The sequence below is a fragment of the Nocardioides flavus (ex Wang et al. 2016) genome (assembly GCF_014653115.1).
Lineage (GTDB): Bacteria > Actinomycetota > Actinomycetes > Propionibacteriales > Nocardioidaceae > Nocardioides > Nocardioides flavus.
Window position 1 is genome coordinate 1 of sequence record NZ_BNAD01000011.1, and the last position, 22,057, is coordinate 22,057.

Below are 22,057 nucleotides of genomic sequence, written 5' to 3' on the forward strand. Positions count from 1 at the left end.
ACCCCAGGCACGCCGTTCTCCTGTCACCGGTTCCTGTTCTTCGACAGCTCAGAAACCTAGGCAGGGAGCGGCGTGCCGCCACGACAGGCGCGCTCACCTACCCACAGATGTGTCAGGAGAGCCGGTTAACCGGTGGTTCCGCGGGCCCGTTCAGCGCACCCGTCGCGGGACCTTGACCGTCACGGTGCGGGTGGTGATCCCGTCGGCCGCGAGCGTGATCCGGACCTGCAGCCGCTTGCCGCGCAGCGCCCGTGTCACCGGCAGCCGCGCGCGGGTGGCCTTGCGGATCTTCCTCCCGTTGGCGAACCAGCGGTAGGTCGTCCGTGACGGGGCCGGCGACCACGTGCCGGGGAACGCGCGCAGGGTCGTGCCGACCCGGGCCTTGCCCTTGACCCGCGGCGCGGTGACCTGGCTGAAGGCCGTGGGGGCGGGCGTGGGCGTGGTGGTGGGGGCAGGTGCCGGCGCGGGCGCGGGCGCCGGCGCCGGGGGAGCCGTGGGCTCGGGGTCGCTCGTCGGCGGCTCCGCAACGGTCGTGCCCACGTACACGAGGGCCTTGGGGGCGGGGCTCGCCCCCGTCGTCTCGGTCACCCGCAGGACCGGCACGGTGGCGTCGATGACGCCGAGACTCACCTTGGTGGCTCCGGGGCCGGGGGTGACCTCACCCAGCAGGTCGCCGTCGCCCGACCACAGCTGCACCCACGACCCGGCCGGGTCCGAGCGCAGCAGGCAGACGAACTGCAGCTCCTCGGTGAGCAGCCAGGTGTGGTCGGCGCACTGGGCGGCAGAGGGGGAGCGCAGGGACGCCGATGCCACGCCCTGGACAGCCGACACGGACGCGAGCGCCGTGCCCAGCACGCCGACGAGGGTCGTTCCGTCGAGGACGGCGCCGCGACTGGCGAGGTTGCCGGTGGGCCCGAGGTCCACTGCAGCCGTGAGTCGCTCCTCGACGGGACCGATGGCCGTCGGGTCGGCGTCGAAGACGGTCGCCTTGTGGTGGAGCACGTCGCCCACGCGGTGGTTGTGCAGGATCAGGGCGTCCCCTGACGACGTTTCGGCGACCACGTGGGGCAGGGAGTCGGCTGCACCGGTGTACGTCTCGGGCAGCTCCTCGACCCGGGTCCAGGAGCCGTCGAGGTTGCGGGTCGCCCAGGCCGCGTGGTGGAAGCCGGAGCTGTCGCGCTGCATCACCACGTGGATCCCTGCGTCGGCAGTGACGTCGGCCAGCTGCGAGTCGCCGTCCCAGGCCGAGGTGGTGCCGGTGACCGTCTCCGGCGCGCCGAAGCCGGAGCCGTTGTCGATGGCGGCCTTGACCCTCAGGTAGCTGCCGCCGTCATACTGGTCCCAGGCCACGACCGTGCGGTCCTGGCCGTTGGCCACCAAGGGGTTGCCGAACGGCTCGACCGGGATCTCACGGCGTGCTCCGACGCCGGACGCGGTCGCGCGACGGACGACCATCTGGTCGTCGGTGGTGCCGGGCACGTCCTCGCCCCAGACGACCTCGGCGGCTCCGTCGGCGCCCACGTCGAGGTGCTGCTGGTAGCTGTCGCGGTTGGGGTCGCTGATTAGGGCGGGTGGTCCCCACACGCCGTTCGTGCGCATGAGGAGCCAGGTCTCGCGGAGGTTGTCGTCGGTCGCGCCGGGAACGGTGTAGAGGACGGCCAGGGTGGTGCGCGCGGGGCTCGCGTCCGCGTCGACCACCGTGGCGGCGTCCGGGATGTCAACCCAGCCGGTGAGCCCGGACGCGGGCTCGGCCCCCACGGGACCGGTCGTCAGGTGGGCGAGGGCGGCTGCCGCCGTGACCGACAGGGCGGTCCCCGCGACGGTGAGCAGGCCGGTGCGGCGATGAGATCCCATGGTTCCCCCTTGCAGTGGTGGGCTGAGCCTAGGGCTTTCGTTGACTCCTGATCAACGAATTGCGGAAACGTGCGAAGGTGTCCCCATGTCGGCCAGCCTGCTGCGAGGACTGCGGATCCTCGAGATGCTTGCTGACGAGCCGTTGGGGGTCAGCGAGCTCGCCCGTCGCCTGGGCGTCGACAAGGCAGGCGTGTCCCGCACCGTGGCCGCGCTGCAGCGCGAGGGCTGGGTCGACCGCACCGGCCGGCGGTGCGTGCTCGGACCCCGGGCGTTGGTCCTCGGCGGCGTGGCCGACGGGGCAGTCCTGGCCCGGGCGGGCGAGGTCGTCCACCGGGTCGGGCGGCGGGTCGACCTCACGGTCGTGGCCCTCCGCGTCGCCGGGACCGGGGTGCAGCCGCTCGCCCTCCACGAGGCCGTCGACGCAGGACCGCTGCGGGAGGCCGACGACGCGTTCGAGCACCTCGTGTGCACCGCGGCGGGGATCGCGCTGCTCGCCCAGCTGCCGGACGACGCGGTGCGATCGCACCTGTCGCTGGACCCGTGGCCCGCGCTCGGCGGGGACGGACCGCGCGGCCCGGCGGATGCCGAGGGCCTCGTCGCACGCGTACGAGCGGGCGCGGCCGCGGTGGAGCACGGCTGGACCGCTCCGGGCCTCGCGTGCGTGGCGGTGCCCTGGCCGGACCTGGGGCCCGCACCCGGGGCGCTGGCCGTGGTGGGCCCGACGTCGAGGGTGTCCCTCCGGCTCGACGAGCTCGTCCGGGTGCTGAGTGAGGCCGTCGCGCCTGCTCGTTAGGTCCTCGTTAGGGTCGTGGCCATGACTGCGACCCCCCGTGCCGACGGCCGCGCCGACGACGAGCTCCGACCGATCACCATCACCCGCAACTGGCTCGACCACGCCGCCGGGTCCGTGCTCGTCGAGTTCGGCGGCACCCGCGTGCTGTGCGCGGCGTCGGCCTCGGAGGGCGTCCCGCGCTGGCGCAAGGGGTCCGGGCTCGGGTGGGTCACCGCGGAGTACGCGATGCTCCCCGCCGCGACCAACACCCGCTCCGACCGCGAGTCGGTCAAGGGCCGCATCGGTGGCCGCACCCACGAGATCTCGCGCCTGATCGGCCGCTCGCTGCGCGCCGTCATCGACTACCAGGCGCTCGGCGAGAACACGATCGTCCTCGACTGCGACGTCCTCCAGGCCGACGGCGGCACCCGCACCGCGGCGATCACCGGGGCGTACGTCGCCCTCGCCGACGCCGTCGCCCACCTGCGCTCCAGCGGTGCCCTCGCCGGCGAGCCGCTCACGGGCTCCGTGGCCGCCGTCAGCGTCGGGATCGTCGACGGCGTCCCGCGCCTCGACCTCCCCTACGTCGAGGACGTCCGCGCCGAGACCGACATGAACGTCGTGATGACCGGCGACGGGAAGTTCGTCGAGGTGCAGGGCACCGCCGAGGGCGCCGCCTTCGACCGCGCCGAGCTCGACGCGCTGCTCGCCCTCGCGGAGAAGGGCTGCGCCGACCTCACCCGGCTGCAGCAGGAGGCCCTCGCCCGATGAGGATCTTCCTGGCCTCGGCCAACGCCAAGAAGATCCTCGAGATGCAGCGCATCCTCGCCGAGCACGTGCCCGGCATCGAGGTGCTCGGCATCGACGACGTCGAGGGCTACGTCGAGCCCGTCGAGGACGAGCCGACGTTCGAGGGCAACGCGCTGCTCAAGGCACGCGCCGGGGTCGCGGCCACCGGGCTGCCGTCGGTGGCCGACGACAGCGGGCTGTGCGTCGACGCGCTCAACGGCATGCCGGGCGTGCTCTCGGCGCGGTGGTCGGGCAGCTCGAAGGCCGTCGAGGGTGGGCGCGACGCCCGCAACAACGAGCTGCTGCTCGACCAGCTCCACGACGTGCCCGACGAGCGTCGTGGAGCGCACTTCACCTGCGCGGTCGCGTGGGTGCTGCCCGACGGGCGCGAACGCGTCGTCGAGGGCCGGATGGACGGCCGGATCATCCGCGAGGCGCGCGGCACCGGCGGCTTCGGCTACGACGTGGTCTTCGTCGCGGTCGAGCACGACGCCGAGGACCTCACCTCCGCCGAGCTCGGACCGGGGGAGAAGGACCCGATCTCCCACCGGGGTCGGGCGCTGCGCGAGCTCGCGCCGTACGTCGCCGCGGACCTCAGCGCTGCCGGCTGAGCCGCCAGACGGTCCACGCCTGGAGGGCGAGGTAGGCCAGCGCCAGGGCGATGAAGACCGCTTGCAGCCACGCAGGCGGCACCGCTCCCAGCGACGAGCAGGTGGCATCGAGCGTGGTCGTGGTCGCGGTGCCGTCTGCCTGCACCACCGTCTCCTGCGCCCCGCCCGTGCACTCGTACGCGGCGAAGGACGCGTAGGCCGTCGTCAGCAGGACCACGGGGAACCCCGTGCCCAGGACCAGCAGCCCGAGGAGCTTCTCGCGAGCGCTCCACGCCGACAGGCTGAGCAGCACGAGCCCGGCGAGCCACATCGGCACGGCCACGAACCAGATCACGAAGAGCAGCTCCGCGCCGACCAGCATCGCCAGTGCGAGCCACCCGTACGAGGTGCGGGCTCGGCCCGCCGGCGTCGGGACCGGCCCACCGGCAGCGGTCACCAGCTCCTGCGGGGTGCCGAGGCGGTCGAGCGCCGTACGCGCCTCGGCCTCACCCGCGGTGACGGGAAGCGCCTGGGCCAGGTGGTCGGTGATGTCGGCGACCAGCTCGCGCGCGTCCTCGGGCGGGAGCACGCGCGCGGCGTCGGCCAGGCGGTCGAGGTACGACCGGGCGAGCGGGTGCAGGTCGGTGTGGGTGGTCATCACGCCCCCTTCTGGAGCAGCTGGTCGACGGACCCCGCGAACTGGGCCCACGAGTGGCGGAACGAGTCGAGCGCTGCCCGGCCGGAGTCGGTCAGGGCGTAGTAGCGGCGGGGCGGCCCCGAGGGTGACTCCCGCCAGGCCGACTCGACGAGCTCGTCGCGCCGCAGGCGGCTGAGCAGCGGGTAGAGCGTGCCCTCGCTCGCCAGGAGCCCTGCGCCGGAGAGCTCGGACACCAGGTCGTAGCCGTAGCGCTCCCCGGACTGCAGGAGCGCGAGCACGCAGTGCTCGAGGACGCCGCGCCGCAGCTGGGTGCGAGCGGCGTCTCCGGTCGTCATGAGGTGAGGCTAGCCGCAAGGTACCTTGCGCGGCAAGGTACCTGGTCCGGGAGCGCTGCGGCCGGGAGCGAGGGCTCAGGCGGCCGGCGCTTGCTCGCGAGCGGCGACCTGCCGACTGACCCACATGCCCCACAGCGCCGCGAAGAGGAACATGACGAGCGAGTAGACGGCCGCGGGCACGGAGATCTCGACCTCGTCGAGCACCTCGACCGCGACGAAGATCGCGAGCGTCGCGTTGTGGACCCCGACCTCCATGGACGAGGCGATGGCCTGCGGGCCGGTGACGCCGAGCGCCCGCGGCACGTAGTAGCCGACCGCCAGGCTGATCGCGCAGAAGAGCGCGGCGATGAGGCCGACGTCGGCGAGGTAGTCGCCGACGTTCTCGCGCTGGTCGAGCAGGATGCCGAGCACGAGGATCGCCAGGATCACCGCGGACCCGATGCGCACGGGCTTGTCCATGCGTCGGGCGAATCCGGGGGCGCGCCGGTTGACGACCATCCCGATGCCGACGGGCAGCAGGATCAGCGCGAACACTTTGACGATCTCGACCAGGGGCATCGAGACGTCGTCCTGCCGGTCGTACCAGGCGATCGCCAGGCCGGTGATGAGCGGCAGTGTGACCACCGCGATGACCGTGTTGATCGCGGTGAGCGTGATGTTCAGCGCGACGTCGCCGCGGAACAGGTGGCTGAACAGGTTTGCCGTCGTCCCGCCGGGGGACGCCGCCAGCAGCAGCATGCCGATCCCGAGCAGCGCCGGCAGGTCGAAGAGCAGCACGAGGCCGAAGCAGATCGCGGGCAGCAGGACGATCTGGCAGCCCAGCGCGATCGCGACGGCCTTCGGGGCGCGGCCCACGCGCCGGAAGTCGGCGAGGGTCAGGTCGAGGCCGAGGCCGAACATGATGATCGCGAGGGCGAGGGGCAGTCCGACGGTGGTCAGCGCGGAGTCCATGCGCGGACCCTAGTGGTGACAGGCGTCACACGGAGGGGACTCGCTGTGGAACAGGGGTGCGCTCGGAGAGATTCGAACTCTCACTGGCCACGACCTAAACGTGGTGCCTCTGCCGTTGGGCTACGAGCGCGGGCGGGGGATCAGTCCAACCCTAGGTCCCGGCGCAGCTTGGCGACGTGTCCGGTGGCCTTCACGTTGTACTGGGCGAGCTCGACCGTCCCGTCCTCGTCGATGACGAAGGTCGAGCGGATCACGCCCTCGACCTCCTTGCCGTAGAGCTTCTTCGTGCCGTACGCGCCGTAGGCCCGGTGCACCGCGAGGTCCTCGTCGGAGAGCAGCGTCAGCGTGAGTGCGTCGCGCTCGCGGAACTTCGCGAGCTTGGCGGGCTTGTCCTTGGAGACGCCGAGGACCTCGTAGCCGGCGCCGCGCAGCGAGTCGAGGGACTCGGAGAAGTCGCAGGCCTGCTTGGTGCAACCGGGCGTCATCGCGGCGGGGTAGAAGTAGAGGATCACCTTCCGGCCGCGCAGGTCGGCCAGGCTGACCTGCTCCCCGGTGTCGCTGGCGAGGGTGAAGTCGGGGGCGGTGTCGCCGGGGGCGAGGCGGTCGTCGGCCATGGGGTCTCCTGGTGCGGGTCGTGAGCGGTCGGGAATGGCTGGTGCCGAGTGGTTGTTGCAACATCATTGCAATAAGGTCGAGGAGTGCCGGCGCGGTACCGGGGGGTCCGTGCCGGCCACCAGACATCCAACCAGCCCACCGAGGAGCGACGCGTGCACGTGCCCGACGGCTTCCTCGACGCCCCCACCTCGGTGGCCACCGGCGTCGTGGCGGCAGCAGCAGTGGCGGTGGCGCTCCGCGCTGCGCGCCACGAGCTCGACGACCGTACGGCTCCCAGGGCGGGGCTGGTCGCGACCTTCGTGTTCGCCGCGCAGATGATCAACTTCCCGGTCGGCGCGGGCACGAGCGGGCACCTCATGGGCGGGGCGCTCGCCGCGGTCCTCGCCGGGCCGTGGACCGCCGTGCTGTGCCTCGCGGTCGTGCTGCTCGTGCAGGCACTGCTCATGGCGGACGGTGGCATCACCGCGCTCGGCACCAACATCACCCTCATCGGCATCGTCACCGTCGCCGTGGGATGGGCGGTCTTCGTGCTCCTGCGCCGCGTCCTGCCCAAGCGCCTCGAGATGGTCGCGCCCGCCGCCGCGGCCGGTGCCCTGGCCAGCGTGCCGGTCGCCGCCCTGCTGTTCACCGGGTTGTTCGCCATCGGCGGCAACGCCCCCGTGGACCTCGCCGCGGTCGCCACCGCGATGTTCGGCTGGCACACCGTGATCGGCATCGGTGAGGCGGTCATCACCGGCCTTGTCGTCGCCAGCGTCGTCGCGACCCGCCCCGACCTCGTCCACGGGGCGCGGCCGCTGATCGCCGAGCGCGAGCTCGTGACCCGGAAGGTCGTGCCGTCGTGAGCACACGCCGCTTCCTCGCCGTGGCCCTGGTGGTCAGCCTGCTCGTCGCCGGGGTCGCGAGCTACTACGCCAGCTCGCACCCCGACGGCCTCGAGTACGTCGCCGAGCAGACCGGGTTCATCGACTCCGCGAAGGACTCCGCCACCGCCGACAGCCCGCTCGCCGACTACCAGACCTCCGGCGTGGACGACCCCCGGCTCAGCGGTGGCCTCGCCGGGGTGATCGGCGTGCTGGTGATGCTCGTCCTGAGCACCGGTCTCTTCTGGCTGGTGCGACGCCGCGAGCCGGCCGACGGCAGGGACTGATGGGCGCGGGACACGGGCACCGGCTGTTCTTCCACGGCCACGGCCCGATCCACCGCGCGCCCGCCCACGTCAAGGTGCTGGCGCTGCTGGGCTTCATGCTCGTGGTCGTCGCGACCCCGCGCCAGGCGTACGGAGTCTTCGCGGTCGAGGCGCTCGTGCTGCTCGCGGTGATCGTCGTCTCGCGCGTGCCGTTGCGCTACCTGCTGCCGCGCATGGTGATCGAGCTGCCGTTCGCCGTTTTCGCGGTGCTGATGCCCTTCATCTCCCACGGCCCGCGCACCGACGTGCTCGGGGTGAGCGTGTCCGAGCCCGGGCTAGTCGCCGGCATCGCCCTGCTCGTCAAGGGCAGCATCGGCGTGCTCGCTGCGCTCACGCTGGCCTCGACGACCGAGCCGCAGGACCTGCTGCGCGGGCTCCAACGGCTGCGGATGCCGGAGCTGGTCGTCCAGATCATGGGCTTCATGATCCGCTACCTCGACGTCGTGACCGCCGAGCTCGGCCGCATGATGACCGCGCTGCGCTCGCGCGGCTGCGACCCCCGCTCGCCGCGGCACTGGCCGGTGCTGGCGCGCTCGCTGGGGGCGCTGTTCATCCGGTCCTACGAGCGCGGCGAGCGCGTGCACCTGGCGATGCTCTCGCGCGGGTACGACGGGAAGCTCCCGCAGCTGGAGAAGACCTCGTGAGCAGCCCGGTGCTCGACGTCCGCGACCTCGCCTTCGCCTACCCCGACGGCCACCAGGCGCTCTTCGGCGTCGACCTCCACGTCCACCGCGGCGAGCGGGTCGCCCTGCTCGGGCCCAACGGCGCCGGCAAGACCACGCTCGTGCTGCACCTCAACGGCATCCTCACCGCCGGCCGGGGCTCGGTCTCGGTGAGCGGCCTCCAGGTCGCCAAGGAGCACCTCCAGGAGATCCGGCGCCGCGTCGGGATCGTCTTCCAGGACCCCGACGACCAGCTGTTCCTCGGCACGGTCCGCCAGGACGTGGCCTTCGGACCCGCCAACCTGGGCCTCAAGGGCGCCGCCCTCGAGCAGCGGGTGATGGAGGCACTGGACCGGGTCGGCATGGCCGACTTCGCCGACCGGCCGCCGCACCACCTCTCGTACGGCCAGCGTCGCCGCGTCGCGGTCGCCACCGTGCTCGCGATGGAGCCCGAGGTCCTGGTGCTCGACGAGCCGTCGTCCAACCTCGACCCCGCCTCGCGGCGCGAGCTCGCCGAGATCCTGCGGGGACTCGACGTCACGGTCCTGATGGTGACCCACGACCTGCCCTACGCCCTCGAGCTCTGCCCCCGCAGCGTGGTGCTCAGCGAGGGGGGGGTGGTGGCGGACCGGCCGACCTTCGACGTGCTCACCGACGAGGCGCTGATGGCCGCGCACCGGCTGGAGCTGCCGTGGGGATTCGATCCCCGGCGCATTGATAGCCTGCCCCGGTGACCCAGGACATGAGCGCGCTCGAGCGCGAGATCGAGGAGACGCGCGAGCGGCTCGCCTCGACGATCGACCAGCTCGCCCACCGCGCCCACCCCAAGACCATCGTCGGGCGCCAGGTGACCACGGTGAAGTCCCACTTCGTCGAGCTCGACACCGGCGCCCCGCGCACCGACAACATCCTCAAGGCCGCCGGCGCGGTCCTCGGGGTCGTGGTGCTCTTCGCCGTCGTCCGCAAGGTCGCGCGCTGAGCTCCGTGACCGGGGGCAGTGCCCCGATCAAGATGCTGCATGACCGGCTCCTCGTCGAGGTCGACCAGGAGGCCGGCGAGCGGCGCTCCACCGGCGGCATCGTCATCCCCGCCACGGCGGCGATGGGCGCTCGCCGGCTCGCGTGGTCGCGCGTGATCGCGGTCGGCCCGCACGCCCGCGCCGTCGAGGTCGGCGACCGGGTGCTGTTCGACCCCGAGGACAAGGCCGAGGTCGAGGTGCACGGAGAGGTCTACGTCGTCATGCGCGAGCGTGACGTCCACGCGGTGGCCGCCGAACGCCTCGAGGGCGGCTCGACCGGGCTCTACCTCTGAGGCGCCCGGACCTCCCCGTGGGCTACCTCGTCAAGCAGTCGCACCGCGCACCCGCCGTCACGGCGCCGGTGCCGGTCGACGAGTCCCTGCCCCGCGCGTGCGTGATCGGTGCCGGCTCGTCGGGCATCGCGGCGGCCAAGCACCTCTGGCTCGCCGGCATCGGCTTCGACTGCTTCGAGAAGGGCAGCGACATCGGCGGCACGTGGGTGCTCGACAACTCCAACGAACAGTCGGCGTGCTACGACACCCTCGAGATCAACACCTCGTGCCCCCGCATGGCCTACTCCGACTTCCCGATGCCGGAGGACTACCCGCCCTACGCCCGGCACGACCAGGTCGCGGCCTACTTCCAGGCCTACGTCGACCACTTCGGCTTCCGGCACACCATCACCTTCGACACGACGGTGGAGGACGTCTCGCGCACGCCCGACGGACGCTGGGACGTCCGGGTCAGCGGCCCCGGCGGTGTCGAGACCCGCACCTACGACGCGGTCCTGGTCGCCAACGGCCACCACTGGGACCCGCGCTGGCCCGAGCCGGCCTACCCCGGCACCTTCGACGGCGAGCAGATCCACTCCCACGACTACCGCTCTGCCGAGCAGCTCGCCGGGCGCGACGTGGTCGTCGTCGGTGCCGGGAACTCCGCGATGGACATCGCCGTCGAGGCTTCCTTCGCGGCCCGTACGACGACGTGGTCGGTGCGGCGCACGGAGTGGGTGCTGCGCAAGTTCTTCCTCGGCAAGCCGAGCGACCAGGGCCTGCTCCCCCCGGGGTGGGTGCCGTGGTGGGTGACCGCCACGCGGCTGCGCATCGGCGCGCTGGCCGCGGGCAGCATGACGAAGTACGGCCTGCCCGCGCCCGCCCACAAGCCGGGGCAGTCACACCCCGTGCAGTCGGAGCGGATCCGCGAGCGGCTCGCGGCCGGCGCCGTCATCGCCCGGACGGGCATCGAGCGTCTCGACGGCGACCGTGTCGTCTTCGTCGACGGCTCGAGCGCGCCGGCCGACCTCGTCGTGTGGGCCACCGGCTACCGGGTGAGCTTCCCGTTCCTCGCGCCCGACCTCGTCCCGGTCGAGGACAACGACCTGCCGCTGTGGAAGCGCACGGTGCACCCGGACCTCCCGGGGCTCTACTTCCTCGGCCTGCTCCAGCCGCTCGGTGCCGTGATGCCGCTGGCCGAGGCCCAGGCGGCGTGGATCGCCGAGACGCTCGCCGGACGCTACGTCCCGCCGCCCGAGGCGGCGGTGCGGCGGCAGATGGCGGCCGAGCACATGCGCGGCAAGAAGCGGTTCTACGACTCCCCACGCCACACGATGGAGGTCGACTTCGACCACTACCTGTGGGACCTCGCGCGCGAGCGCAGGAAAGGACGATCCCGTGCTGCGTCGTAAGGTCGCCGGCCTGCTGCTGCGAGCCGCCCGGTGGAAGGCCGTCGGCGAGGTGCCGCAGCGCGGCGTGCTCGTCGGCGCGCCCCACACCTCCAACTGGGACTGGGTGCTGACGATGCTCCTGGCCTGGAGGTACGGCATCTCCATCCGGCTGCTGGTCAAGCAGGAGCTCTTCGTCGGCCCGCTGGGCTGGCTCCTGCGCCGCACGGGTGCCGTCGAGCTCGACCGCAAGAACCCGGCGCGGACCATCAAGGAGCTGCTCGCCGAGGCCGAGGGCGACGACCCCTGGCTGATCGGCATCGCGGCCGAGGGCACCCGCTCGCGCGGGGAGTACTGGAAGTCCGGCTTCTACCGCATCGCGCGCCAGACGGGCCTGCCGATCACGCTCGCCTTCCTCGACGTGCCCTCGCGCACCGTCGGGTGGGGGCCGACGTTCCACCCGACCGGCGACGTCAGCGCCGACATGGACGTGCTGCGCGAGTTCTACGCCGACAAGACGGGCTTCCGGCCCGAGGGCTTCACGCCACCGAGGTTGCGCGAGGAGGGGTGACCCCTCCATCCATCGGGGTGTGGCTCGGTGTCGCTCGGCAACCGTGAAGGCTAGGTTGAGGGTTCAACCGAAGGGAGCATGCAATGGCATTTCTGCTGTGGATCCTCGCCGTCATCCTCGTGGTGTCCGGCATCGTCTCGTTGATCAGGGGCCAGATGCTCTGGGGCATCGTGCTCATCATCGTCGGGCTGCTCGTCGGCCCGGGTGGTGTCAGCCTCTTCACGAAGTAGCTGCACCCAGAGGGAGACGTCGAGGAGCCGGTCCGTGCGGACCGGCTCCTCGCGTCTCGGGCCACGACCAGGCGGACCTCAGGGCGGGACCTCAGGCGGTCGGCGGAGGCGGGGGCGTCGGCGCGCCCCGGGGAGGTGCGATCTTCGCCGCCATGGCCGGCTGCGGCGCGGCCCCTCCAGCACCTGAACCGCCGGTCCCGGCCGCTGCACCCGCGCGCTCGCGGTGCGGAGCCGGGTCCCAGCCGGTGTCGACCACGCGCTTCTGCCACATGATCGCAGCGCCGAGGATGGCGGCACCGACGAGGACGATGAGCGCGATGCCGGGCGCCCCGAGCATCGCCGGGTATCCGGTCGCGATGCCGACCCAGCCGAAGTCGGTGTCGCCGAAGGTGGTGTTGGCGTCTCCGAAGTCGCCCAGCACCTGCAGCAGCAGGGCCGGCAGGAACGTGATCATCAGGCCGTTGAGGAAGCCGCCCGTCACCGCGCCGACCCGTCCGCCCGAGGCGTTGCCGTACACGCCGGCCGCGCCGCCGGTGAAGAAGTGCGGCACGAGGCCGGGGAGGATCAGCGCCAGGCCGAGCCACGGGTTGAGCCACACCGAGAGCACGGCCAGGCCGACGAGGCCTCCGGTGAAGCTCGAGAGGAAGCCGATGAGCACCGCGTTCTGGGCGTAGGGGAACACGATCGGCGCGTCGAGAGCCGGGATGGCGCCCGGGACGGCCTTGGCCGCGATGCCCTGGAACGCCGGCACGAGCTCGGCCAGGATGGTCCGCACGCCGAAGAGGATGACCGCGACCGCGACACCGAACTGGAGTCCCTGGGTCACCGACTGCATGACGTAGTCGCCGACGCCCGTGGCGCCGCCGTCGAATGCCTCGAAGGCGGTCTCGCTCCCGCGACGGGCCAGGAAGGCCACCGCGAGCACGACGTACATGATCACCATGGACAGGGCCGTAGCGACCATGGAGTCGCGCAGGAACCGCAGCGACTCCGGGAGTCGGAGGTCCTCGGTGGAGCGGCTGTTGCGCCCGACCTTGCTGCCGACCGCGCCGGCCGCGACGTAGGCCGCGGTGCCGAAGTGACCGATCGCGATGCTGTCGTCGCCGGTGACCCGGCGGGTCCACGGGTGCGCGAAGGCGGGCAGGGAGACCATCAGGATCCCGAGCACCAGCCCGCCGAGCCCGACCACCACGGCGGGCGCGTAGTCGGCGGAGGCGAGCACGATGGTGAGCAGGGTCGCCATGAAGAGCATGTGGTGGCCGGTGAGGAACACGTAGCGCAGCGGCGTGAACCGGGCGAGCACGAGGCTCACCGCGAAGCCGAGGATCATCAGCCACGAGACCTGGGCGCCGTACTCCGCCTGGGCGATGCCGGCGATCGCCTCGTTGGTCGGCACGACGCCCTGCGCACCGGTCGCGCCCTGGATCATCACCCCCAGCGGGGCGAGCGAGGCGACCACGAGCGTGGCGCCGGCGCCGATCAGGAGGAAGCCCAAGGTGGCCTTGAGGGCACCTCCGACGACCTGCCCGACCGGACGGCGCAGCGCCATCAGTCCCACGGCGGTGATGATGCCGATGAGGAAGGCCGGGACGCTCAGCACCTCGTTGACGAGGAATTGCGCCACTGTCAGAAGCCAGTCCATGTCGATCTCTCCTTCGGCCCCCGAGCGGTCCCCGGGAGCGTGCCTCTAGATGTCGTACGACGCGCGGAGTGCGGCGTCGATCTCGCGCTGGCTGGTGAAGTTCTCGATCACGACGAGGGGGACGCCGACGTCCCCGAGCGCGCGGGCGATCTCGCCCGAGGTGAGGATCAGGTCGGCGTCCTTGGCCTTGCCGCGGGCCGAGACGGTGTCGGTCGCCTCGACGCTGATCAGCCCGCCCCAGCCCCAGGTGTCGAGGACCTGCTCGAGGGTGTTCTTGAGGAACAGGCTCGTGCCGAGGCCGTTGCCGCACACGGTCAGGATGTGGTCGCGCGTACGGCCCCCGCCCTCGGGACGGGCCCGCTCCGGCTGCGACGGGGGAGCGCTGTCGCCGACCGCGTCACCGCGGAGGATGGCGTGCACCTCCTCCGCCGAGGACGCCTCGTCGAGCGAGGCCCGCAGCTCGGTGTCGGTGAGGACCGTGGCGAGCGAGGCCATCGCCTGCTGGTGGGTCGAGCTGTCGGTCGCCGCCAGTGCCACCACGAGGGTGACGGGATCGTTGGCGCGGCTCCCGAACTCGACCGGCGACGCCAGGCGCACCCACGACATGCCGGTGCGGTGCACGGCCTCGGAGGGCCGGGCGTGCGGGAACGCGAACCCCGGCGCGAGCACGATGTAGGGGCCGTTCTTGTGCACGCTGTCGACCATCGCCTGGGTGTAGGCGGGGGCGGAGACGCCGGCCGACTCGAGCAGGCGGCCTGCCAGGCGGATGGCGTCCTGCCAGTCCTCGGCCTCCTGGTCGAGGGCGATCGTCTCGTGGGTGAGCAGGTCACTGAGTGCCGTCATGGGTTCCTTCCGGCCGCGAACGCGCCCAGCGCGTACTCCTCGGCGGCCTGGTTCCAGATGTGGTGGTGCTCGGCGCAGATCTCCGCGAGCCGGGCGAACCGCGGGTCCTCCTGCCCGAGCGCCTCGAAGTCGGCGATGGCCGTGAGGTCCATGTCGACGTGCGGGTAGATCAGGATCTTGCCGCCGGTGAAGGTCGGCAGGTCCGACAGCGCGTCGGGCACGGCGTCGAGCCCGCCGACGTGCGTCACCATCCGCGAGGGGTTGATCGCGCCCGACGCGGACAGCTCGAGGCTCTCCTCCATGTCGCTGCGCGACCCGCCGGAGGTGCCCACGAGGTGGGTGCTCTCGTAGTGGATGTTGTAGAGGTTGAGCGAGGCGGAGAACGTCTTGTCGGTCGGGCCGGCGAAGAAGTTGAGGCAGCCGTCGTGGGCGAGGACGGCGTCGCCGGCCTCGACGAGCTGCTTGATCGCGGCGAACACCACGACGTCGTCGAAGCCGTCGGGGGAGATCGCTCGCAGCGCCTCCACGGGGTCCCTGCCGCTCGCGTCCACGATCTCGAGGCGGCAGCCCCGCCGGGCGGCCTCCTCCGCGGGGAAGAGGGTGCGCAGGCGCTCGAGCCGCTCCGCGTCGACGTCGACGGCCACCACGACGCTCGGGGTGAACGGGCCGTGGAGCGCGTAGTCCAGCGCCCCGATGCCCATCGCCCCGCCGGCGCCGAGGAGCGCGAGCCGCCCGCCCGGCTTGAGCCCCATGTGGTGCTCCCACACGAGGGGCTCGGTGTGGTAGTTGGACCGGAAGGCGCCGATGATGCACGACATCGGCTCGGCCAGCGACCCGTTGGCGTAGTAGCCGTCGTCGTACGGCAGCACGCACCCCTTCTCGACGGCGATCGCCGGGACGATGCAGTAGGTCGCGTCGCCGCCGAAGTAGGGATAGCTGTAGCCGGGGGAGTAGCCGCTGGGCAGGCCCATCGTGGGCAGGATCGCCACGCTCTGGCCGACGCTGAACCTGTCGGCGAGCTCGTCCCCGACCTCCTCGAGCACACCGGCGAACTCGTGGCCGGTGATGACGGGCTCGGAGGAGATCGTGTCGGGGACGCGCTTGTGGTCGCTGCCCAGGGACATCGCCTTGTAGGTCGAGAGGCACATGCTGCTGCTCACGACCCGGAGCAGGAGCTCGTCCGGCCCGATCTCGGGGAGCTCGAATTCGCCCACGGCCACCTTGTGGGTCCCGTGGATGCGCGCCGCGCGGGTCAGGCGCTCCGGTGTCCGACCGCTGGTGTCACTGCTCGGCATCGGTGGTGGTCCTCTCGGTGAGGCGCTCGCTGAGGGCGTCGAGTGCCGGGTCGCCCAGGTAGCTCTGGATGGTGACGATCTCCACGCCCGGTCGTGCGGCCCGTGCCCGGTGGGCGAGGTCCTGGTGGACGACGACCAGGTCGGCGTCGACCGGGACGGACTCGATCGCGGCGTGGGTCACGCGTACGTCGTCGCGCCCCGCGCTGCGCAGCCGCTTGCCGAAGGCGCTGGCGCCCATGGCGCTGCTGCCCATCCCGGCGTCGCAGGCGAAGACGATCCGGCGTACGTCGGCCGCGGTGCGGTCGGTGCCGCCCGTGCCGCCCGCGCCGCCCATGACCCCGGTCAGCACCGCGCTGCCCTCGGCCTTCATGGCGCGCGAGCGCTCGGCGTGCTCCTCCAGGCCCGACTCGTCCTCGTCGCCGGTGGTGCGGCTGAGCTTGAGGATCGCGGCGGTGATCACGAAGCTCACCGCGGCGGCGACGAGCACGCCCGCGATCACGCCGACGTGGTTGCCGGGCGGGGTGAGCGCGAGGTAGGCGAAGATCGAGCCCGGGCTCGGTCCCGCGGTCAGGCCCACGTCGAACAGCATGAACGTCGCGATGCCGGAGGCTCCGCCGGCGATCATCGCGAGGATGGTCAGCGGCTTCATGAGCACGTAGGGGAAGTAGATCTCGTGGATGCCGCCGAGGAAGTGGATGATCACGGCTCCCGGGGCGCTGTCGCGGATCACCCGGTTGTGGCCGAACATCCAGAAGGCCAGCAGCAGGCCGAGGCCCGGGCCGGGGTTCGAGGCGACCATGAAGAAGATCGACTTGCCCTCGTCGGCGGCGACCTGCAGGCCGAGCGGGTAGTAGATGCCCTGGTCGATGACGTTGTTGAGGAAGAGCACCTTGGCGGGCTCGTTGAGGACCGAGAGCAGGGGCAGGGCGCCGGTGTCGACGAGCGCGTTGATCGCGCGGAGGAGCTGGTCGTTGAGGGCGCTGATGACCGGGCCGATGACCTTGTAGGAGGTCACGATCAGGCCCAGCCCCAGGAAGCCGAGGGTGAAGTTGTTGACGACCATCTCGAAGCCGGAGCGGATCTTGGGCTCGAGGACCCGGTCGACCTGCTTGATGAGCCAGGCGCTGAGCGGGCCCATGATCATCGCGCCCAGGAACATCGGGATGTCAGCGCCGACGATCAGGCCGATCGTGCCGACGGCGCCGGCGACGCCGCCGCGGTGCCCGTGCACCAGCCGTCCGCCGGTGAAGGCGAGGAGCAGCGGCAGGAGATAGACGATCATCGGTTCGACGGGGGCGGCCAGGTCCTCGTTGGGCAGCCAGCCGGTCGGGATGAACAGGGCGGTGAGCAGGCCCCACGCGATGAACGCGCCCACGTTGGGGATCACCATCGCGGTCAGGAAGCCGCCGAACGCCTGGATGCGTGCGCGCAGGCCGGGCCCGGTCTCGGCCGGGAGGGCACCTTGGATCGGTTGACTCATCACTTCTCTCCTTGCTGGATGGTTCCGTCGGCCTGGACCACCAGCGTCAGGTCGACCTTGCTGAAGTCGGAGGAGGCCATGACCCGCTCGACGTTGAGCCGGTCGCTGCGCTCGTAGAAGGCCTCGGCCTCGGCCGGGGTCAGTCCGCCACGGACCTTGCGCGCCACGAGGCGTTCGCGCAGCAGCGGCGGGTCGGCGGTGAGGAGCACGACGTACTGGGCGTGCGCCGCGAGGTCGCGCCAGCCGGGCTCGTCGAGCAGCAGCCAGTTGCCCTCGACGACCACGAGGTCGGCGCCGAGCGGGGTCGTGCCCGGCACGACGTCGTGGAGGCGGCGGTCGTACGTCGGCCAGACCACGTCCTCGTCCCCGGAGGCGGCGAGGTGGCGGGCGAGACCCTCGACGTCGAAGGTCTCCGGCGCGCCCTTGACCGCGCTGAGCGGGACCGTGCCCTGCGGCGTGCTGACGTGGTGGGACACGAGGTGCTCGTGCGGCAGGTGGAAGCCGTCGATGCCGACGACGTCGACCTCCAGCGGCTCAGGCCGCAGCTGGCGACCGGCCTCGGCCAGGAGGGCGGCCAGCGTCGACTTGCCCACACCGGGAGGTCCCACGAGGAAGACGAAGCCCCGCCGTGCCGTACGCGGTCGTGCCGCGGCCTCGGCCAGTGCAGGGACAAGCGTGGACCCGAGGAGCTGCTGGTCTACGTCGACCTCGACCTCGAAGCCGTTCACCAGCAGCCGGACGGCCTCGGCCGTCGGACCCGGGGACGGGGTCGGGGTCGACACCATCGGCACCTCCATGCGCTCATGTGAGCAAAACTGCACGTTTGAGTAGTGACAGGGATTACAGCACCGTCGTGCGGGCACGTCAAGGGCCCGCGGCGTCGGCACGCGGGTGCGGGGATGCGGCGGGGCGGTCCGTCGACCCGGTCAGAGTTCGGCCGGGACGGCCCGTTCTGCGGGTGGCAGGCGCAGCAGCGCAGTGGCCGCACGGTCGTCGGTGACCAAGCAGCTCAGGATCCCCGAACGGCTCACGGCGGCGATGGCGTCGGCCTTCTCCGACGAGCCGGCGACGGCCATCACGCGGGGCGTGCGCCGCAGCTCGTCGGCGGTCACCGAGATGCGTCGGCGGGTCACGTCGGTCTCGATCACGGAGCCGTCCGCGCGGAAGAAGATCCCGGCGATCTCGGCGACGACGCCCTCGCGCTCGAGCTCGGCGCGTTCCTCGTCCCTCAGCAACGGCCCGAGCTGGGTGATCGGCGGGTCCCAGGACCCGACGGCCACGACCGCGAGGGCGAGCTGCTCGTAGCGGCTGAGGGCTGCCTCGATCGACGGGTCGCTGCGGAACGTGGCAGCCGCGCTCTCGGAGGCGGCGAAGAGCGGTGCGAAGACGGCGACCGCTTCGACGCTCGAGCGACCGCTGATCCGGCGGATGACCTCCACCGGGGACTGGCGCAGGTCGTTGCCGACGATGCCGGTGAGCTGGATGACGGTGCAGGGCGGGAGGGCCGGGAGCTCCTCGCCGATCGCGACGAGCGTCCGGCCCCAGGTGAGGCCGAGGACGTCGCCGTCGCGGATGGTCCGGGCGATCCGGGGCGCGGCGGCCCTGGCCAGCCGGCGCCGGTTGTCGTCGCCGGTGTCGCCCGCCTTGACGACCACGCACTCGGCGATGCCGAGGTGGTGGGCGAGCTCGGCCGACAGGTCGTCGCGCGGCTCGTCACGGTCGTGGATCTCGATGGTCACCACGCCCTGCTCGCGCGCCTGCTGCAGGAGCCGCGCGACGCGGAACCGGCTGATCTTGAACTCGTCGGCGAGCTCGGTCTTGGAGGCGTCCTCGAGGTAGAAGCGCCGGGCGATCGACGACAGCAGCCGCCACTGCGCCTCGTCCATCCCGCCCCCTCGGCTCGTACGTCGTCGCGACAGCAGAAGGCCAGGTCCCCGGTGGGGCCTGGCCTTCTCGAGTGGTACGCCATCAGGGACTCGAACCCCGAACCCGCTGATTAAGAGTCAGCTGCTCTGCCAATTGAGCTAATGGCGCAGGCGGTGAAGCGAGTAGAACTCTACCGCCTCGTCCGCGGCACGCGAAATCGAGGTCCCTCAGAGCTCCGCGAGGACGGCCTGGGCGGCGTTGTGACCGCCGAGACCCGACACCGCGCCGCCACGGCGCGCGCCCGAGCCGCAGAGCAGGACCGTGTCGTGGCCGGTCTGCACGCCCCACTGCTGGGCGGGGGTGTCGAGGCGGGAGCGGTTCGGTGCCCACGGCCACTCGAGGTCGCCGTGGAAGATGTGGCCGCCGGGCATGGCGAGGTCGCGCTCGACGTCCTGGGGGACCTTGGCCTCGATGCAGGGCCGGCCCTCGGCGTCGGTGGCCAGGCAGTCGGCGAGCGGCTCGGCCAGGACGGCGTCGATCGAGGCCAGGGCACGCTGCACGGCGAGGTCCTTGGCGCCGGGGTCGGCGTCGAAGAGCCCGGCCGGGGTGTGCAGGCCGAAGTAGGTCAGGGTGTGCGCCGACCCGGCCCGCTCGCCCAGGATCGAGGGGTCGGTGAGCGAGTGGCAGTAGACCTCGCCCGGCACGGGGTCGGGCACCGCGCCCGCCGCGGCGGAGGCGTACGCCTGCTCGAGCTGGGTGTAGTCCTCCGCGAGGTGGAGGGTGCCGGCGAACGCCACGGCCGGGTCGGCGCCGGAGCGCAGGGCCGGGAGCCGGTCGAGCAGGAAGTTGATCTTGAGCTGGGAGCCGGCCGGCTTGGTCTCGGCGTCCTCGCCCTCCCCGAGCAGGATCCGCAGCACCCACGGCGCCACGCCGGACAGCACCCTCCGTCCGGTGGCCGAGTGCTGCCGCTCGCCGTCGTGCCACACGACCTCGGCCCCGTCGGGACCGGGGGTGATCGCGCTGACACCGGCGCCGGTGACGATCTTCGCACCGGCCTCGACCGCCGCCCGGGCGAGCGCGTCGGTCACTGCCCCCATGCCGCCCACGGGCACCCGCCACTCGCCGGTGCCGTTGCCGACCAGGTGGTAGAGGAAGCAGCGGTTCTGGACCAGGGACGGGTCCTGCATCGAGGCGAAGGTGCCGATCAGCGCGTCGGTGGCGACCACGCCGCGCACGGTGTCGTCGGAGAACCGGTCGAGGATGGCCTGTCCCAGCGGTCGCTCGACCACGTCGGTCCAGGTCCGCGGGTCCACCAGGGCGCGTACGTCGCGCTCGAGGGGCAGCGGTTGCATCAGCGTCGGTGCCACCGCCTCGGCCAGCCGCCCGACCTCGGCGTAGAAGTCCTGCCATGCGGCGTACTCGTCGTCGGCGCCGGTGAGCTCGCGGAAGGACGCCCGCGTCGCCTCGCCCTCCGGGCGCTCCACGAGCAGGCCGCCGGTCCGGTCGCCACGCGTCCACGGCGTGTAGGACGCGGTGGTGCGCGAGGCGAGCCGGACGTCGAGCCCGAGGTCGGCCATCAGCTGCTCGGGCATCAGGCTGACGAGGTAGGAGTAGCGCGAGAGCCGGGCGGGCTGGCCGGCGAAGGGCTCGACCGAGACGGCTGCGCCCCCGGTGTGGCCGAGGCGCTCGAGGACGACGACGGAGAGTCCGGCGCGCGCGAGGTAGGCGGCGCTGACCAGGGCGTTGTGGCCGCCGCCGACCACGACGACGTCATAGCTGCTGTTGCCGGGAGTCACCGGGCCAACGTAGACCCTCGGGGCGGTGCGGACGGGCGACGCCTCCGGGGCTCAGGCGGTGAACGTGTCGTTGGGCACGACGACGGCTCGTCCGGTGACCTCGCCGTGGGCCAGGTCCCGGTAGGCGGAGACGGCGTCCTCCAGCGGGTAGATCGTCGTCTCCGCGTGCAGGAGGCCGCGCGAGGCGAGGTCGAGGACCTCCACCAGCTCGCGCCGGTTGCCCCAGTAGGTCGTCTGGACGCTGGCCTCGTAGGGCAGCCCGAAGAAGGAGACGGGCAGGGTGCCGCCGCCGAGGCCGACGATGGTGACGTCGCCCAGCTGGCGCACGCACGCGGCGCCGGTCGCCAGCGTCTCGTCGGAGCCGACGAAGTCGAGCACCACGTCGGCTCCCCGACCGCCGCAGGCCTCCCGGATCCGGGTGGCGGTGTCGGGTCCGGGGGCCAGCACCAGGTCGGCGCCGAGCGCGGAGGCCTGGGCACGGGCGCTCTCGCGACCGTCGACGGCGATGACGCGGGCGGCAGTGATCGCCTTGACGACCTGGAGCCCGAGGTGGCCGAGGCCGCCCACGCCGATGACGACGGCGGTCGAGCCGGGGCCGAGCTTGCCCAGCGACCGGCGTACGGCGTGGTAGGGCGTCAGCGCGGCGTCGGTCAGCGGCGCTGCGTCGACGACCTCGAGCCCGTCGGGGATCGGGACCAGGTGGCGCGCCGAGGGGACGAGCAGGTAGTCGGCCATGCCACCGTCGAGGCCCAGGCCGCCCCCGCCGCCCGGCACGGGTGCCAGGTCGGGACGCTCGCAGTAGGTCTCGAGGCCGTCCAGGCAGCGCTCGCAGGTGCCGCAGCCCCAGGCGCCGACGACCGCCACGGCCTGGCCGACGGTCAGGCTGGTGACGCCCTCGCCGAGGGTGTGCACCCAGCCGGCGTTCTCGTGGCCGAGGGTGAACGGCGGGCTCCACGGGAGGGTCCCGGGCTCGAACTCGTGCATCAGGTGCAGGTCGGAGTGGCACGCCCCTGCGGCGCCCACCTGCACCAGCACCTCGCCGGGACCGGGCTCGGGGCGCGGCACCTCCTCGAGGACGGGCTCGCTCTTCCACTCCTTCAAACGCAACGCGCGCATGTCGACCTCCTCAGGCTCGCTCCCAGTCTGCTCAGGGGGACAGGGACGGAGCAGGGCCCTTTGCCGTGGCCGCCCGGGCCCTACGGCCCTTCGTCCCGGGCCGCTGCGAGCGAAGAGTGGAGGCACCA

General features: G+C 72.3%; 25 protein-coding genes and 2 tRNA genes. 12 read left to right on the forward strand and 15 right to left on the reverse strand.

Annotated elements, in window-relative coordinates; genetic code table 11:
• Nucleotides 1–150: 150 nt before the first annotated feature.
• Nucleotides 151–1,854 carry a hypothetical protein gene (locus tag IE200_RS15610; protein WP_191280415.1) on the reverse strand — a complete coding sequence of 568 codons (1,704 nt, stop codon included), beginning with the start codon at nucleotides 1,852–1,854 and terminating at the stop codon, nucleotides 151–153.
• An 85-nt stretch (nucleotides 1,855–1,939) separates the two neighbouring features.
• Here IE200_RS15610 and IE200_RS15615 point away from each other — a divergent pair, with 85 nt between their 5' ends.
• Genes IE200_RS15615 through rdgB form a run of 3 tightly spaced genes read left to right on the forward strand, consistent with a single transcriptional unit; the run spans nucleotide 1,940 to nucleotide 4,026 of the window.
• Nucleotides 1,940–2,647 (forward strand): helix-turn-helix domain-containing protein, encoded by a 708-nt coding sequence (locus IE200_RS15615; protein ID WP_191280416.1) that lies wholly within the window; start codon nucleotides 1,940–1,942, stop codon nucleotides 2,645–2,647.
• Between the two features lie 21 nt (nucleotides 2,648–2,668).
• A complete protein-coding gene (rph, locus tag IE200_RS15620) occupies nucleotides 2,669–3,397 on the forward strand; it encodes a ribonuclease PH (RefSeq protein ID WP_191280417.1) in 729 nt (242 codons plus the stop codon).
• Nucleotides 3,394–4,026, forward strand: coding sequence for an RdgB/HAM1 family non-canonical purine NTP pyrophosphatase (gene rdgB, locus IE200_RS15625; RefSeq protein ID WP_191280418.1), 633 nt, complete (start codon nucleotides 3,394–3,396; stop codon nucleotides 4,024–4,026). The genes rph and rdgB overlap by 4 nt, the downstream gene beginning before the upstream one ends.
• Here the strand turns inward: rdgB and IE200_RS15630 are convergent.
• From IE200_RS15630 to bcp, 5 genes are all read right to left on the reverse strand, one after another.
• Nucleotides 4,010–4,663 carry an HAAS signaling domain-containing protein gene (locus IE200_RS15630; protein ID WP_191280419.1) on the reverse strand — a complete coding sequence of 218 codons (654 nt, stop codon included), beginning with the start codon at nucleotides 4,661–4,663 and terminating at the stop codon, nucleotides 4,010–4,012. The two genes, rdgB and IE200_RS15630, sit on opposite strands and share 17 nt — an antisense overlap.
• Nucleotides 4,663–4,998, reverse strand: a complete 336-nt coding sequence (locus IE200_RS15635; RefSeq protein WP_191280420.1) for a PadR family transcriptional regulator — start codon at nucleotides 4,996–4,998, stop codon at nucleotides 4,663–4,665. Before IE200_RS15635 ends, IE200_RS15630 begins: the two co-directional genes overlap by 1 nt.
• 75 nt (nucleotides 4,999–5,073) lie before the next feature.
• Entirely contained in the window at nucleotides 5,074–5,949 is an 876-nt protein-coding gene (locus IE200_RS15640) for a bile acid:sodium symporter family protein (protein WP_191280421.1), read from the reverse strand.
• Between the two features lie 57 nt (nucleotides 5,950–6,006).
• Nucleotides 6,007–6,079 (reverse strand) — tRNA-Leu (locus tag IE200_RS15645).
• 10 nt (nucleotides 6,080–6,089) lie between these two features.
• Nucleotides 6,090–6,563, reverse strand: a complete 474-nt coding sequence (gene bcp, locus IE200_RS15650; protein ID WP_191280422.1) for a thioredoxin-dependent thiol peroxidase — start codon at nucleotides 6,561–6,563, stop codon at nucleotides 6,090–6,092.
• Between the two features lie 153 nt (nucleotides 6,564–6,716).
• On the opposite strand from bcp, the gene IE200_RS15655 reads away from it, so the two are divergent.
• The 9 genes from IE200_RS15655 to IE200_RS15695 all read left to right on the forward strand — a co-directional run bounded on the left by IE200_RS15655 (nucleotide 6,717) and on the right by IE200_RS15695 (nucleotide 11,891).
• Nucleotides 6,717–7,406 carry an energy-coupling factor ABC transporter permease gene (locus IE200_RS15655; protein WP_191280423.1) on the forward strand — a complete coding sequence of 230 codons (690 nt, stop codon included), beginning with the start codon at nucleotides 6,717–6,719 and terminating at the stop codon, nucleotides 7,404–7,406.
• Nucleotides 7,403–7,711 (forward strand): PDGLE domain-containing protein, encoded by a 309-nt coding sequence (locus IE200_RS15660; RefSeq protein ID WP_191280424.1) that lies wholly within the window; start codon nucleotides 7,403–7,405, stop codon nucleotides 7,709–7,711. Before IE200_RS15655 ends, IE200_RS15660 begins: the two co-directional genes overlap by 4 nt.
• The gene (cbiQ, locus tag IE200_RS15665) at nucleotides 7,711–8,394 is read left to right on the forward strand and encodes a cobalt ECF transporter T component CbiQ (protein ID WP_191280425.1); all 684 of its coding nucleotides are present in this window, start codon (nucleotides 7,711–7,713) and stop codon (nucleotides 8,392–8,394) included. Before IE200_RS15660 ends, cbiQ begins: the two co-directional genes overlap by 1 nt.
• Nucleotides 8,391–9,146 carry an energy-coupling factor ABC transporter ATP-binding protein gene (locus IE200_RS15670; RefSeq protein ID WP_191280426.1) on the forward strand — a complete coding sequence of 252 codons (756 nt, stop codon included), beginning with the start codon at nucleotides 8,391–8,393 and terminating at the stop codon, nucleotides 9,144–9,146. The genes cbiQ and IE200_RS15670 overlap by 4 nt, the downstream gene beginning before the upstream one ends.
• Nucleotides 9,143–9,391: a DUF3618 domain-containing protein gene (locus IE200_RS15675; protein ID WP_191280427.1), complete on the forward strand. Its 249-nt coding sequence runs from the start codon at nucleotides 9,143–9,145 to the stop codon at nucleotides 9,389–9,391. Before IE200_RS15670 ends, IE200_RS15675 begins: the two co-directional genes overlap by 4 nt.
• Nucleotides 9,392–9,423: 32 nt before the next feature.
• A complete protein-coding gene (locus IE200_RS15680; RefSeq protein WP_191280515.1) occupies nucleotides 9,424–9,723 on the forward strand; it encodes a GroES family chaperonin in 300 nt (99 codons plus the stop codon).
• A gap of 17 nt (nucleotides 9,724–9,740) precedes the next feature.
• Nucleotides 9,741–11,114, forward strand: coding sequence for a flavin-containing monooxygenase (locus tag IE200_RS15685; RefSeq protein WP_191280428.1), 1,374 nt, complete (start codon nucleotides 9,741–9,743; stop codon nucleotides 11,112–11,114).
• Nucleotides 11,101–11,661, forward strand: coding sequence for a 1-acyl-sn-glycerol-3-phosphate acyltransferase (locus IE200_RS15690; RefSeq protein WP_229856637.1), 561 nt, complete (start codon nucleotides 11,101–11,103; stop codon nucleotides 11,659–11,661). The genes IE200_RS15685 and IE200_RS15690 overlap by 14 nt, the downstream gene beginning before the upstream one ends.
• An 83-nt stretch (nucleotides 11,662–11,744) precedes the next feature.
• On the forward strand, nucleotides 11,745–11,891 hold the full coding sequence (locus tag IE200_RS15695; protein WP_191280429.1) for a GPGG-motif small membrane protein: 147 nt from the start codon (nucleotides 11,745–11,747) through the stop codon (nucleotides 11,889–11,891).
• Nucleotides 11,892–11,982: 91 nt separating this feature from the next.
• Here IE200_RS15695 and IE200_RS15700 read toward each other — a convergent pair whose 3' ends face one another.
• From IE200_RS15700 to IE200_RS15740, 9 genes are all read right to left on the reverse strand, one after another.
• Complete coding sequence (locus IE200_RS15700) at nucleotides 11,983–13,533, reverse strand: PTS ascorbate transporter subunit IIC (protein WP_191280430.1); 1,551 nt, start codon at nucleotides 13,531–13,533, stop codon at nucleotides 11,983–11,985.
• A 45-nt stretch (nucleotides 13,534–13,578) separates the two neighbouring features.
• The gene (locus IE200_RS15705) at nucleotides 13,579–14,376 is read right to left on the reverse strand and encodes a PTS sugar transporter subunit IIA (RefSeq protein ID WP_191280431.1); all 798 of its coding nucleotides are present in this window, start codon (nucleotides 14,374–14,376) and stop codon (nucleotides 13,579–13,581) included.
• Nucleotides 14,373–15,671 (reverse strand): zinc-binding dehydrogenase, encoded by a 1,299-nt coding sequence (locus IE200_RS15710; RefSeq protein ID WP_191280432.1) that lies wholly within the window; start codon nucleotides 15,669–15,671, stop codon nucleotides 14,373–14,375. Before IE200_RS15710 ends, IE200_RS15705 begins: the two co-directional genes overlap by 4 nt.
• Nucleotides 15,658–17,151: a PTS mannitol transporter subunit IICB gene (locus tag IE200_RS15715; RefSeq protein ID WP_191280433.1), complete on the reverse strand. Its 1,494-nt coding sequence runs from the start codon at nucleotides 17,149–17,151 to the stop codon at nucleotides 15,658–15,660. The genes IE200_RS15710 and IE200_RS15715 overlap by 14 nt, the downstream gene beginning before the upstream one ends.
• Nucleotides 17,151–17,933: a nucleoside/nucleotide kinase family protein gene (locus IE200_RS15720; RefSeq protein ID WP_191280434.1), complete on the reverse strand. Its 783-nt coding sequence runs from the start codon at nucleotides 17,931–17,933 to the stop codon at nucleotides 17,151–17,153. Before IE200_RS15720 ends, IE200_RS15715 begins: the two co-directional genes overlap by 1 nt.
• A gap of 144 nt (nucleotides 17,934–18,077) precedes the next feature.
• Entirely contained in the window at nucleotides 18,078–19,037 is a 960-nt protein-coding gene (locus IE200_RS15725; RefSeq protein WP_191280435.1) for a sugar-binding transcriptional regulator, read from the reverse strand.
• A 72-nt stretch (nucleotides 19,038–19,109) separates the two neighbouring features.
• Nucleotides 19,110–19,185: transfer RNA gene (locus IE200_RS15730), tRNA-Lys, on the reverse strand.
• A 59-nt stretch (nucleotides 19,186–19,244) separates the two neighbouring features.
• Nucleotides 19,245–20,813 carry a phytoene desaturase family protein gene (locus IE200_RS15735; protein ID WP_191280436.1) on the reverse strand — a complete coding sequence of 523 codons (1,569 nt, stop codon included), beginning with the start codon at nucleotides 20,811–20,813 and terminating at the stop codon, nucleotides 19,245–19,247.
• Between the two features lie 51 nt (nucleotides 20,814–20,864).
• On the reverse strand, nucleotides 20,865–21,929 hold the full coding sequence (locus IE200_RS15740) for an NAD(P)-dependent alcohol dehydrogenase (RefSeq protein ID WP_191280437.1): 1,065 nt from the start codon (nucleotides 21,927–21,929) through the stop codon (nucleotides 20,865–20,867).
• Nucleotides 21,930–22,057: the final 128 nt, after the last annotated feature.

What these genes read in the sequence shown, in the direction of transcription:
- bcp (WP_191280422.1), bottom strand. Translation starts at nt 6,563, where the DNA reads ATGGCCGACGACCGCCTCGCCCCCGGCGACACCGCCCCCGACTTCACC.
- IE200_RS15610 (WP_191280415.1), bottom strand. Translation starts at nt 1,854, where the DNA reads ATGGGATCTCATCGCCGCACCGGCCTGCTCACCGTCGCGGGGACCGCC.
- rdgB (WP_191280418.1), top strand. Translation starts at nt 3,394, where the DNA reads ATGAGGATCTTCCTGGCCTCGGCCAACGCCAAGAAGATCCTCGAGATG.
- IE200_RS15740 (WP_191280437.1), bottom strand. Translation starts at nt 21,929, where the DNA reads ATGCGCGCGTTGCGTTTGAAGGAGTGGAAGAGCGAGCCCGTCCTCGAG.
- IE200_RS15725 (WP_191280435.1), bottom strand. Translation starts at nt 19,037, where the DNA reads ATGGACGAGGCGCAGTGGCGGCTGCTGTCGTCGATCGCCCGGCGCTTC.
- IE200_RS15700 (WP_191280430.1), bottom strand. Translation starts at nt 13,533, where the DNA reads ATGGACTGGCTTCTGACAGTGGCGCAATTCCTCGTCAACGAGGTGCTG.
- IE200_RS15705 (WP_191280431.1), bottom strand. Translation starts at nt 14,376, where the DNA reads ATGACGGCACTCAGTGACCTGCTCACCCACGAGACGATCGCCCTCGAC.
- IE200_RS15615 (WP_191280416.1), top strand. Translation starts at nt 1,940, where the DNA reads ATGTCGGCCAGCCTGCTGCGAGGACTGCGGATCCTCGAGATGCTTGCT.
- IE200_RS15710 (WP_191280432.1), bottom strand. Translation starts at nt 15,671, where the DNA reads ATGCCGAGCAGTGACACCAGCGGTCGGACACCGGAGCGCCTGACCCGC.
- IE200_RS15640 (WP_191280421.1), bottom strand. Translation starts at nt 5,949, where the DNA reads ATGGACTCCGCGCTGACCACCGTCGGACTGCCCCTCGCCCTCGCGATC.
- IE200_RS15630 (WP_191280419.1), bottom strand. Translation starts at nt 4,663, where the DNA reads ATGACCACCCACACCGACCTGCACCCGCTCGCCCGGTCGTACCTCGAC.
- IE200_RS15695 (WP_191280429.1), top strand. Translation starts at nt 11,745, where the DNA reads ATGGCATTTCTGCTGTGGATCCTCGCCGTCATCCTCGTGGTGTCCGGC.
- cbiQ (WP_191280425.1), top strand. Translation starts at nt 7,711, where the DNA reads ATGGGCGCGGGACACGGGCACCGGCTGTTCTTCCACGGCCACGGCCCG.
- IE200_RS15635 (WP_191280420.1), bottom strand. Translation starts at nt 4,998, where the DNA reads ATGACGACCGGAGACGCCGCTCGCACCCAGCTGCGGCGCGGCGTCCTC.
- rph (WP_191280417.1), top strand. Translation starts at nt 2,669, where the DNA reads ATGACTGCGACCCCCCGTGCCGACGGCCGCGCCGACGACGAGCTCCGA.
- IE200_RS15715 (WP_191280433.1), bottom strand. Translation starts at nt 17,151, where the DNA reads ATGAGTCAACCGATCCAAGGTGCCCTCCCGGCCGAGACCGGGCCCGGC.
- IE200_RS15680 (WP_191280515.1), top strand. Translation starts at nt 9,424, where the DNA reads ATGCTGCATGACCGGCTCCTCGTCGAGGTCGACCAGGAGGCCGGCGAG.